Annotated in this window: 10 protein-coding genes; 7 read left to right on the top strand and 3 right to left on the bottom strand. The window is 70.6% G+C overall.

Translation table 11 applies throughout. The features are described from left to right. Window positions 1–9 precede the first annotated feature (9 nt). Both EUA98_RS09000 and EUA98_RS20245 read left to right on the top strand, forming a co-directional pair. The gene (locus EUA98_RS09000; protein ID WP_242511365.1) at window positions 10–672 is read left to right on the top strand and encodes a response regulator; all 663 of its coding nucleotides are present in this window, start codon (window positions 10–12) and stop codon (window positions 670–672) included. Window positions 673–955: 283 nt separating this feature from the next. Beyond that, window positions 956–1,939: a DUF4190 domain-containing protein gene (locus EUA98_RS20245; protein ID WP_242511364.1), complete on the top strand. Its 984-nt coding sequence runs from the start codon at window positions 956–958 to the stop codon at window positions 1,937–1,939. Window positions 1,940–2,064: 125 nt separating this feature from the next. On the opposite strand, the gene EUA98_RS08990 is transcribed toward EUA98_RS20245, so the two are convergent. Next, a complete protein-coding gene (locus EUA98_RS08990) occupies window positions 2,065–3,450 on the bottom strand; it encodes an alpha/beta fold hydrolase (protein ID WP_130102347.1) in 1,386 nt (461 codons plus the stop codon). 131 nt (window positions 3,451–3,581) lie between these two features. Between EUA98_RS08990 and EUA98_RS08985 the strand changes: the two genes are divergently transcribed. From EUA98_RS08985 to EUA98_RS08965, 5 genes are all read left to right on the top strand, one after another. After that, on the top strand, window positions 3,582–5,270 hold the full coding sequence (locus EUA98_RS08985) for a long-chain-fatty-acid--CoA ligase (RefSeq protein ID WP_130102346.1): 1,689 nt from the start codon (window positions 3,582–3,584) through the stop codon (window positions 5,268–5,270). A 67-nt stretch (window positions 5,271–5,337) separates the two neighbouring features. Further along, window positions 5,338–6,198, top strand: coding sequence for a helix-turn-helix domain-containing protein (locus EUA98_RS08980; protein WP_130102345.1), 861 nt, complete (start codon window positions 5,338–5,340; stop codon window positions 6,196–6,198). A gap of 138 nt (window positions 6,199–6,336) precedes the next feature. After that, window positions 6,337–7,494: an acyl-CoA dehydrogenase family protein gene (locus EUA98_RS08975; protein ID WP_130102344.1), complete on the top strand. Its 1,158-nt coding sequence runs from the start codon at window positions 6,337–6,339 to the stop codon at window positions 7,492–7,494. Window positions 7,495–7,551: 57 nt separating this feature from the next. Continuing rightward, the gene (locus EUA98_RS08970; RefSeq protein ID WP_130102343.1) at window positions 7,552–8,400 is read left to right on the top strand and encodes an SDR family NAD(P)-dependent oxidoreductase; all 849 of its coding nucleotides are present in this window, start codon (window positions 7,552–7,554) and stop codon (window positions 8,398–8,400) included. Window positions 8,401–8,438: 38 nt separating this feature from the next. Further along, window positions 8,439–9,245, top strand: a complete 807-nt coding sequence (locus EUA98_RS08965) for an enoyl-CoA hydratase/isomerase family protein (RefSeq protein ID WP_130102342.1) — start codon at window positions 8,439–8,441, stop codon at window positions 9,243–9,245. Window positions 9,246–9,254: 9 nt separating this feature from the next. Here the strand turns inward: EUA98_RS08965 and nhaA are convergent, their stop codons facing one another. Then, on the bottom strand, window positions 9,255–11,132 hold the full coding sequence (gene nhaA, locus EUA98_RS08960; RefSeq protein ID WP_130102341.1) for a Na+/H+ antiporter NhaA: 1,878 nt from the start codon (window positions 11,130–11,132) through the stop codon (window positions 9,255–9,257). Window positions 11,133–11,146: 14 nt separating this feature from the next. Beyond that, a complete protein-coding gene (locus EUA98_RS08955) occupies window positions 11,147–11,545 on the bottom strand; it encodes a YchJ family protein (protein WP_130102340.1) in 399 nt (132 codons plus the stop codon). Window positions 11,546–11,668 lie beyond the last annotated feature (123 nt).

The following is an 11,668-nucleotide window of genomic DNA, read 5'->3' as shown; positions in this document are numbered from 1 at the left end:
GGCGCACGGATGAGCCCCCACCTGCGGATCGTCCTCGCGGAGGACTCCGTCCTGCTGCGCGAGGGCCTGGTCCGCCTCCTCGAGGAGGCGGGCCACTGCGTCGTGGCCGCCGTCGACGACGCCCGCGCCCTGGTGCCTGCCGTCCTCGAGCACCGGCCCGACGTCGCGGTGGTCGACGTGCGGATGCCGCCCACCTTCACCGACGACGGTCTTCGGGCCGCGGTCGAGGCACGCAGCCATCAACCCGACCTGAGCATCCTCGTGCTGTCCCAGTACGTCGAGGAGTCCTACGCGCGCGACCTTCTGGCCGACGGGCGAGGCGGGGTCGGCTACCTGCTCAAGGATCGGATCCAGGACCTGGAAGCGCTCGAGGACGCCCTCGACCGCGTGGCCGCCGGCGGCTCGGTCATCGACCCGGAGGTGGTCGCCCAGCTGTTCGCCCGACGCCGCACCGCCGATCCGCTCGCCACGTTGACCCCGCGCGAGCGTGAGGTGCTCGCCCTGATGGCAGAGGGCCGGTCCAACGGCGCCATCGCCCGCCAGCTCGTGGTGAGCGACGGCGCCGTGGAGAAGCACATCCGGAGCGTGCTGACCAAGCTCGACCTCCCGCCCGCCGACGGCGACCATCGCCGGGTGCTGGCCGTGCTCGCCTGGCTGCGAGGTATCGGCTGATCGGCGCCTCGCCGCCGGAGGGCTGCCCGGTCACCGTCCGCGTCAGATGAAGCCCGGACAATTCTCCGGCGCATTCCTGCGGCACGGGATTCGGACAACCGCGTGTCGGATATTTCCGACAAAGCAACCGTCATATCCGACGCAATCAGGACGCATTCTCGAGGTCCGCTCTATCCCCGCGAATTCGGTAGGATGAACAGACGTCGAGGACAATGCCGGCTTGCGGGATGCAGGGCGGCAGGGGGTATCTATTGCCTTTGCCTCCCAACCAAGAGAGCTTCCAGTGACCCACGATCAGCACCCCGTCCCGCCGTTCGGCCAGCCCCCCGTCCCGCCGCAGTACGGCGAGCAGCCCCTCCCCCCGCAGTACGGCGAGCAGCCGCCCGTCGCGTCGCCGTACGGCCAGCCGCCCGTGGCGTCGCCCTACGGCCAGCAGCCGCCCCAGTACGGCGAGCAGCCGCCCCAGTACGGCCAGCAGCCGCTGCAGTACGGCGGCCAGCCGCCGCTGCAGTACGGCGGCCAGCCGCCGGTCAAGAGGCCGACCGAGCCGCTCGCGATCTGGGGGCTCGTCACGGCGTTCCTGTTCTGGCCGGCCGGGCTGGTCCTGTCGATCCTGGCGTCCAAGAAGATCAAGCGAGAAGGCGGTGAGGGCGCCGGGCTGTCGCTCGCCGGTCTGATCATCTCGATCGTGGCCGCGGTCTCGACCGTGATCGTGATCATCATGACGATCGTCCTCAGCGCGGCAGCGGTCACCACCCTCAACACCGTCGTCGAATCCCTTCCGACCGAGGGCTCGCTCACCGAGCCGGAGGCTCCGGCCGACGATGCACCCGGCAGCCGGACGACCCCCGCCGCGTACGGCGACTGGTTGCAGTTCGTCAACGAGAGCGGTGCCGTCGAGTGGGAGACCTCCGTCGGGGCGCCGACCTGGGACGCCACCGCGATCATCGCCGCTGACGAGTACAACGAGGTCGCTCCGGCCGGATCGACCTATGTCCTGCTCCCCGTCTCCTTTCGCAACCTGACCACGGAGGCCAAGACCCCGTGGATCGAGACGACGGTCAAGTTCGTCTCCGCCGATGGGCGTTCCTTCGACTCCGTCTTCGCCTCGATCGAGAACGACGCGACGGACCTCGGCGACCTGTACGAGGGCGGCGAGGCCTCGGGTGACCTGCTGTTCGCGATCCCGTCCGACTCGCTCGTCGGCGGCACCTGGTCCGTCTCCTACGGCTGGTACGCGACGGAGATGTTCGTCGCCGCCTCCTGACCGAGCACGGCACGCCCCGAGCTCAGCACGCCACGACCCCGGCACCGGATCGACAGGTGCCGGGGTCGGTGCACGCCCGGGCACCCACGTCCGGGGTCGGCAGCGGGCCGCCTCCGCAGACCGGGCTACGGGGAGGTCTGGGCCAGCACGGCGCGCCCGGGCGCCTCGTGCGCTCCTTCGACGAGGTACACGGGCACCGCCAGCTGCGGCACGTCGCGGCGGAAGTCGATGTCCTGGAGCTGCGGGTACAGGGCCGCGAAGGTGTCCGCGAGGGCCGCCGTCGCGCGCACCTGCTCCGTGAGCGTGTACTCGGCGACGAACAGGCTGGTCGGGTAGGCACCCCGGTTGTCGTAGTCCGCCCCGCGCGGATAGGCGTCCCAGTCCGGGTTGGAGGACAGGGCGAGGGGGTAGGCGAGCGGGTCGGTGTAGGGCGGCGGTCCGATGTCGGCCAGCTGGTCCGCGAACCGGTCGTCTCCGACGCGCTCGGCGTAGGCCACGGAGTCGGCGTACATCAGCGTGTCCGTCTCCTGCTGATCGACCATCTGCCCGGTCCCGACGTACGCCTGGAACAGGTCCGGTCGCTGCGCGACCGCCAGCACACCCAAGGTCGTCCCCCACGAGCTGCCCACGACGTAGATCCGGGCGGCACGGAACCGGTCCCGCAGGTACTCGCTGACCTCGATGGTGTCGCTCACTGCCTGGTCGACCGTCAGGGTGTCCACCGGGTCGCGCGCGACCGCCGACTTGCCGGTTCCGCGCTGGTCCCAGGTCGCGACCACGAAGTGTTCCTCGAGGCCCTGCCCGGAGTACCGCATCGCCCCGAGGGCAGTTCCGCCGGGGCCGCCCTCGAGGAACAGCAGCACGGGCGCACCGACGTCGTTGCCGCGCAGCATGATGACCTGGTCGTGCCCGCCGATCGGGACGCTCACGAGCTCGGCGACGCTGCCCGGCACCGGCTCGCCGTCGGACCCGAGGATCGCCTCGGTCCCCGCCGGGCGCGCGAGTCCGACGACGATCACCAGCACCCCCACGCTCGCGAGCCCCAGGGCGGCGCGGCGCACGGCCGTCGCGGCCCGCGTGTGCGCGGGAGAGGCTCGGCCGGCCGGCTGGCGTCGGGCGAGCGCCGCACCCCAGAACGCACCGACGACCATCGGAGCTCCGATCACCAACGCGTCAAAACCGCGCCCGGCGACGAACACAGCGACGCCGTAGAGGCTCTCGAGGCGGATGGCGCCGACGCTCGGCCCGGGAGCACCCGAGCGGGTGACCTCGAAGACGGCCGCGCAGGTCGCGGGGGTGAGCAGGGCCGCCCAACGGGTCCGCCACGCCCGTCCGGCGACCACCCCGGTACCCACGGCGAGGGTGAGGGCCGACAACGACTGGAGGGAGTTCATCGGACCGCGCGGCATGGCCAGGCCGAGGACGAGGCCGAGGGCTGCGCCGGCAGCCGTCGCGGCGAGCACTCCACCGAACCGGTGCCGGAACGCAGCGCCTCGGGTCACGAGAGTCATGGGCTGGACCTCGGGTTTCGGGATGTCGCTCGTGCTCACGACCAGTCTGGCGGCAGGTGCCGGCCGCCGCGCGCGGGACGGCGCAGGCGCGTCCTACCACCGGGAGGTACGGAGAGCGGGAGGATATGACCATGTCGAACACCGACCAGCAGCCCTGGGTGAAGAACTACCAGCCGGGTGTCCCGGCCGAGATCGAGCTGCCGACGCAGTCGCTCGTCGCGATGCTCGAGCAGTCCGTCGCGGAGGCCGGCAGCCACCCGGCGATGGAGTTCTTCGGGCGCCGGACGACCTACACCGAGCTCGGCTACCAGATCGACCGGGCCGCCGAGGGGCTGCGCAACCTCGGGGTGCGCGCGGGCGATCGCGTGGCGCTCCTCCTGCCGAACTGTCCCCAGCACGTCGTGGCCTTCTACGCGGTGCTGCGCCTGGGGGCGGTCGTGGTGGAGCACAACCCGCTGTACACCTCCCGCGAGCTGCGCCACCAGTTCGAGGACCACCAGGCCCGTGTGGTGATCGCGTGGGACAAGGCCGTGCCCGCCATCCGAGCCTTCCCGGCCGACATCGAGATCGACCACATCGTCGCGGTCAACCTGCTCAAGGCGTTCCCGACCGTCAAGCGCCTTGCCCTGCACCTGCCGGTGCGCAGCCTGCGCGAGTCGCGCGACGCGATGACCGGCGCTGCGCCCGGAACGATCGCGTGGGAGAAGCTGCTGGGCCGCGGCCGCCTGGACCCGGCCCACCCCCGCCCGAGCGTGGACGACCTGGCCGCGATCCAGTACACCTCCGGCACCACCGGCCGCCCCAAGGGAGCGATGCTCACCCATTTCAACCTCTACAGCAACGCCCTGCAGGGTGAGGCCTGGATGCACGGGGCGGAGTACCGCAAGGAGATCTTCTACGCGATCCTCCCCATGTTCCACGCCTTCGGCATGACCTTGTACCTCACCTACGGCATCCGCAAGCAGGCGCTGCTCGTGCTGTTCCCCAAGTTCGACCCCGACCTGATCCTCGACGCGATGAAGAAGTCGCCCGCGACCGTCTACTGCGCGGTCCCGCCGATCTACGAACGCACCGCGATGGCCGCGAAGGAGAAGGGGATCTCGCTCCGCTCGTGCAAGTTCTGCATCTCGGGCGCGATGAACCTGCCCGACCCGGTCGTGGAGCTGTGGGAGTCCATGTCGGGCGGCCTGCTCGTCGAGGGCTACGGGATGACCGAGTCGTCCCCGGTCGCGCTGGGCAACCCGTTCCACCCCACCCGCCGCACCGGCACGATCGGGGTGCCCTTCCCCTCGACCCTGATGAAGGTCGTCGACCAGCACGACCCCACCATCGAGGTCCCGCAGGGCGAGCCGGGAGAGCTGCTGCTCAAGGGTCCGCAGGTGTTCCAGGGCTACTGGAACAACCCCGAGGAGACCGCCAAGACCCTCCTCCCGGACGGCTGGCTGCGCACCGGGGACATCGTCACGGTGGACGCGGACGGGTTCACCACGATCGTGGACCGGGTAAAGGAGCTCATCATCACGGGCGGCTTCAACGTCGCACCCTCCGAGGTCGAGGCTGTGCTGCGCCTGCACCCGTCCGTCACCGATGCCGCCGTCGTCGGCAAGCCCCTCGAGCGCGGTGGGGAGATGGTCGTCGCGGCCGTCGAGCTCGAGGCCAACGCCACCCTCGACGAAGAGGCGCTGCGGGCCCACTGCCGCGACCACCTGGCCGCCTACAAGGTCCCGCGTCGCATCGTGCAGATCGACGACACCCCGCGCTCGATGCTCGGCAAGATCCTGCGCAAGCAGGTGCGTGAGCAGGTGCTCCCCCGGCTGTGACCTCGGGTCGGCCGGCTGGGGCCAATGGTCCCGGCGTCGGCGCAGGTGAGCGTCCTAACGTCGAGGAATGACGGCGTCGCAGCAGACCATCAACAGGCTCGCTGCCGTGCACCCGAACCGCGTCGACCTCGGGGTGTGCGTCGCGCCGCTCCGACCGACCGGCGGCTGCATGGACCGGGCCGAGCCCGGGGTCCTGGTGCGGGCCGACTTCCACATCGTCATCCTGTGCTCCGGTGGCTCGGCGGACCAGGTGGTCGACCTCGCCCGTCACCACCACGAGTCGGGGGCCCTGGTGTGGATCCGTCCGGGGCACGTCCACGAGCTGCCGCCCGCGGTGGAGGGCACCGTCGTCTGCTTCACCGATGCGTTCGTCGGCAGCGAGACGTCGTTGAGCCCCGGTCCGGTGTCCTGGAACCTCGGCTCCGACGACCTCGGCGACGTGCGCGCGCACCTCGCCGTGCTCCAGGGCGAGTACGAGCGCTTCGTGTTCGGGCCGACCGGTCCCCACCTGGCCCAGGGCGAGGCGATGCTGCGGCTGCTGCTGCGCGCCTTTCTCATCCGGATCGGCCAGGCACCGGCCCTGCTCGCCGGGCAGACGATCGAGCCCCACCCGGTCGCGCGGGCCTTCCTGACGATGGTCGAGCGGTCGTTCGCGACGATCCACACGGTGGAGGCGTACGCGGGCGCGCTCGGGTACTCCTCCAAGACCCTCGAACGCGCGAGCGTCGAGGCCACCGGCCTGAGCCCGAAGCAGGTGATCGACGGCCGCCTCGTCCTCGAGGCCCGCCGGCTGCTGGCCTACACCAACCTGCCCGTCTCGAGGGTCGGTAGTCGGCTGGGATTCGTCGACCCGGCGAACTTCTGCAAGTTCTTCCTGCGCGCCACCGAGATGTCCCCGGGCGCGTACCGCGCCTCCCGGCAGACCTGACCGACGCGCCCGGACCCGCGCCATGTCGGGAACCGACCATGTTCCGTCTCGTTCTCACCACCGGAGCGGACGGCCGCCCACCGGCGGTCCGCGAGCCTTGAGAGGTCAGTTCGCCGGACGGTGCAAGGGAGCACGACGATGTGGTTTCTCAATGAGGATCGGGAAGTCATCCTCAACAGTGTCAAGGAGTTCGTGCGGGCGGAGGTCGCGCCGGTAGCACTGGAGATCGACCGGACCAGCGAGTTCCCGGTGGACCTGTTCAAGCGGGCCGGCGAGCTCGGCTTCCTGGGAGTCACCGTCCCGGCCGAGTACGGGGGTTCGGGTGCGGATCAGACGACGCTGGCGCTGATCCTCGAGGAGATCGCCAAGACGCTGCCCGTGCTCACGGTGGCGATGGGCGCGCACAGCCTGCTGGCCGGCGGCCTGATCCAGATGCTCGGCACGCCCGAGCAGAAGAAGCAGTACCTGGTGCCCGCGGCCACCGGCGAGATGATCCTCGCGTGCGGGTCGACCGAGGCGGTCGGCGGCGACAACCAGGTCGAGTTCAGCACCCGGGCCGTCCTCGACGGCGAGGAGTGGGTGCTCGACGGCAGCAAGGTGCTCATCTCGAACATCGGCGTCGCGGACATGTACGTCGTCGTCGCGGTCACCGCCGACGCCGTCGACCCGATCACCAAGACCGGCCTGAGCGCGTTCCTCGTCCCGGCCGGCACGGCGGGCCTGGGCGTGGGCCGACCGGAGCACAAGCTGGGCTGGCACGGCTCCGCGACCGGGTCGATCTCGTTCACGGGCTGCCGGATCCCGAAGGAGAGCCTCCTCGGACCGCTCGGCGGGTGCCTGCCGGCGATGTTCGTCAGCGCGACGGCGGAGTTCCTCAGCTGCGGCCCGGTGAGCCTGGGGATCGCGGAGGGCGCGTACGCGATGGCCCTCGAGTACAGCCTGGAGCGCAAGCAGCAGGGGCAGGCACTGTTCGACCGGTTCCAGGTGTCCCGGCACAAGCTCGTGCGGATGTACGGGGAGATCGAGTCGCTGCGTGCCCTCGTCTACGCGACCTATGCCGAACGCGACCGCGGCGAGCTGTGCCTCGCGCAGGGCCGGCTGCTGAAGGTCAAGGGAGCCGAGGTCTCCGAGTACGTCGCCCGGGAGGCCATCCAGCTGTTCGGCGGCGTCGGCACGGTCGTCGAGACCGGCGTCGAGCGCTACTGGCGCGACGCCAAGGTCATGGCGATCGGGGGCGCGTCGGTCGAGGCCCTGATGGACGTCATCGCGGGGCTCATCAAGCGCAAGCTCGCGTAGCCCGGCCCCACCACCACCCGTTCGACCCCGTCAGTTTTTCGTTCAAGGAGGAACGTCATGCAGGACTACACCAACAAGGTCGTCGCGATCACCGGCGCGGCCAACGGCCTGGGCAAGGAGCTTGCCCGCCGGTTCGCCGGTGCGGGCGCGAAGCTCGCCCTCGCGGACATCGACGCCGCGAACCTCACCGCGCTGCAGCAGGAGCTGGCGAGCAAGGGGGCCGACGTCGTCGTGGCCGTCTTCGACGTCCGCAGCCCGACCGCCATGGAGGACTTCGCCCGCCAGGCGTTCGCGACCTACGGTGCGGTCGACCTGTTCTTCAACAACGCCGGCGTGATCGCGGTCGGCACGATCTGGGAGCAGCCGCTCGCCGACTGGGACTGGCTCCTCGACGTCAACGTCAAGGGCGTCCTGCACGGCATCAAGGCGTTCGTGCCGAAGATGATCGCCCAGGACACCGCCTGCCGGATCATCAACACCGCCTCGATCGCTGGGCTGCTCACGGTCGAGAACTCCCCCGCGTACGTGGCCAGCAAGTTCGCCTCGCTGTCGATGACCGAGGTGCTCGACCTGCAGCTGCAGGCCGCCGGCACGAAGGTGACCGCGCACGTGATCTGTCCCGCCGTCGTGCAGACGGACCTGGACAACTGCCTGCGCCACCGCGATCCGGCCACCTACGACGCCGACGACCCGTACTACCAGACCGAGGACTACCTCCGTCGGTTCGAGGTCGTCACCAAGTCCATGCCCGCGGGCCTGCCCGTCGACGCCGCCGTCGAGACCATCATCACCGAGATGGAGAACGGCACGTTCTACATCCTCACCCACCCCGCGTACAACCCGGCGATCACCGGACGGACCGCCGCGATCGTCGCCGGCACCCGTCCGACCCTCGTCGCCCGCTGACCGTCCCGCACGCCCAGCCCTGAAGGAGCGCCACGTTCATGTACCCCTACGAAAAGCTGTACGACCACGTCGTGACCTACGAGAAGGACGGCCACGTCGCCACCATCACGTTCGACTGCCCCGAGAACCTCAACCGGTTCTCCGAGCAGGTCATCGACGAGTACGGTGCGGCCCTCGACCAGGCGCACTGGGACGAGGACGTCCGTGTGATCATCCTGCGCGGGACCGGGCCGGTGTCGTTCGGTCCGGGCGACCTCAGCATCATCAAGACCAAGCTCGCCAAGAACCTCACCGCGGCGCGCGAGGTCATGTTCGAGATCTCGAACCTGATCAAGAAGATGTACACGATCCCGACGCCGATCATCGGGCTCGCCGAGGGCGGGTGCCTCGGTGGGGGCTGCAACCTGCTGCTGTCGAGCGACATCGTGATCGCCTCCGAGGCGGCGTACTTCCACGAGCTGTTCGTCGACTACGCCCTCACCCCGGACACCGGCGGGCTGTGGGCCCTGCAGCGACTTGTCGGGCCGATGCGCGCCAAGGCGATCTGCATGCTCGGCGAGCCGGTCAGTGCGCTCGCGGCGGCCGAGCTCGGCATGGTCTACCAGGTGGCCCCGGCCGAGTCGGCGTACGACGTCGCCCGCCGGCTCGCCGACGCGATCGCGGCCAAGTCACCGGTCGGGGTCAATCACATCAAGCAGATCTCCAACCGGCTGCACGAGTACTCCATGGACACGTACTTCCAGATCGAGGGCGACTACCTCGCCCTCGGCGCGCTGAGCTCGGACTTCCAGGAGAAGAACCTCGCCGCAGCCCAGGAGCGCGAGCCCGTGTACAAGGGGTACTAGCAGCGTGGCCTAGCTCGTGATCCCGGCCGTGGCCCGGGCCACCCGGACGGCGTCGGACAGGGTCGCGAGGTCGAAGGCGCCGTGATGGCGCCTGCCGTTGAGGAAGAACGTCGGGGTGCCCGAGACACCGCTGCGGTCCGCTCCATCGACGTCCCGTGCGACCCGGGGTGCACCGGCGTGCCGGGCGAGGTCGGCAGTGAAGCGGGCGACGTCCAGGCCGAGCTGCTCGGCGTAGCCCACCAGGTCTCGGACGAGCAGCGCACCCTGGTGGCCGAGCAGCAGGTCGTGCATCGCCCAGAAGGCGCCCTGGGTCGCGGCGGCCTCGGACGCCTCGGCGGCGAGCTGTGCGTGCGGGTGCACGTCGAGGAGGGGAAGGTGGCGCCACACGTAGCGGATGTCGCCGAAGTCGGCGAGCAGCTCGCGGACCACGGGCTCGGCCTGGCCGCAGTACGGGCACTCGAAGTCCCCGTACTCGACCAGCGTCACCGGCGCCTGGCTCGGCCCCCGGACGTGGTCGAGGTCCGGATGCACCGGGTCCGCGAGGTCGACGATCTGCTCCGCGGTCCCGAGCAGGGCGCGCGCCCGTCGTGCCACGGGTAGCGCGGCGGTGATGCGGAAGAGCGCCCAGGTGATCCCCGCGGCGCCGAGTGCTGCGGTGAGGATGCCGAGCTTGGCCTCCTCGAGGTCGTTCCCGCTGAATGCGAGCGTCGCGATGAGCAGGCTCACGGTGAAACCGATCCCGGCGATGGTGCCGCCGCCGGCCACGGCGGCCCAACCCACCGGCGGACGCAGCCGGCCGCGGGAGGCCCGGGCGACGAGCCAGGACCCGGCCAGGATGCCCAGCGGCTTGCCCAGGACGTACGCGACGATGATGCCCAGGGTGATCGGCGACCGGAACGCACGGGCGAGGAACTCACCCTCTATCGGTATCCCCGCGTTCGCGAGCGCGAACAGCGGGACGATCACGTAGCTGGTCCACGGGTGGAACGAGTCCTGGAGCCGTTCGTTCGGCGAGACGGCCCGCTGCAGGCCTGCGCGGGCCGAGCGGGCGAGCTCCGGGGTGGGCTGCTCGCGGAAGTCGCGGAACCGGTCGGTGGCCCGCTCGAGGTCCTCCCGTCCCGCAGGGGCGGCGTAGGTGAGCAGCCCCATCGCCAGGCCGATCACGATCGGGTCCACCCCCGAGTCGTGCAGCGCGAGCCAGGTGACCACCCCGAGCGCGAGGTAGACCACGCCGTGGCGCACGTGCAGCCGGCTCAGGATCACGATGCCACCGAAGAGCGCGACGGCCACGACGAGCGGGATGACCTGGATCGCCTCGGAGTACACGGTCGCGATCACGAGCAGAGCGATGACGTCGTCGACCACCACGACCGTGAGCAGGAACGCGCGCAGCCGGTCGGGGAACCGCGGGCCGATCAGGGCGAGCATCCCGAGAGCGAACGCGGTGTCCGTCGACATCGCCACGCCCCAGCCCGCCGCCGACGCCTCGCCGGCGTTGACGGCCAGGTACAGCACGACGGCCACCGCCATGCCGGCGATCCCGGCGGTCACCGGCAGCAGGACCCGACGCCGCTCGCGCAGCTCACCGACATCGAACTCGCGGCGCGCCTCCAGACCCACGACGAAGAAGAAGAACGTCATCAGGCCGCTGTTCACCCACGCGACGAGGTCCATCGACACCCCGGAGCCCCCGACCTGCACGGACAGGACGGTGCGCCACACGGCCTGGTAGGAGGCGCCCGCGACGTTCGCCCAGACCAGGGCCGCGAGGGTGGCCGCGAGCAGCACCGCCGCGCTGCCGCTCTCCGTGCGCAGGAACCGGCCCAGCGGGGTCTCGCGCCGCCACCCCCAGTCGGACCGGCCGGACGACGGTGGACCCTCGGCCATGCGGTGCTCCTCCGTCACGCTCGGTCGGCGGGCTGTCCGACCCCGTCGAGGTAGACCCACTCGCCGCCGGTGCGCACGAATCGGCTCACCTCGTGCTGCGATCCGGGGCCGAAGGGCCCCCGGTAGTACGCGCGGAACTCGACGGTGCCTTCGGTGTCGAGGATGCCGCCGAGGGACGCCGCGAGAATGTCGAGCCGGTACCAGCGCAGGTCGGCGTCGAGCGTGAGGTCGCGCGGACGCGTGGTCGGGTGCCACGTGCGGCGCAGGTAGTCGGCGTCGCCGACCGCGAAGGCGCTGAAGCGCGACCGCATCAGCAGCTCGGCCGTCAGCGCGGTGGACTCCCCGCGATGCAGCCGTCCGCAGCACTCGTCGTAGGTCTGCCCGCTCAGGCACGGGCACCGGGTCGTGGACACCGCACCAGTATCAACGTCCGCTGCAGATCAACGTCTGCTGCCCCGCCCTAGCCTCGCGCTTTCATGGCGCGGTGGCGTGAGGTCGTGTCGATGACGTGAAAAGTGCTCCTGACCTGGAACGAT

The sequence above is a fragment of the Pengzhenrongella frigida genome, from assembly GCF_004168625.1.
Classification (GTDB): Bacteria; Actinomycetota; Actinomycetes; order Actinomycetales; family Cellulomonadaceae; genus Pengzhenrongella; species Pengzhenrongella frigida.
This window is presented reverse-complemented; position numbering and strand designations above follow the sequence as displayed.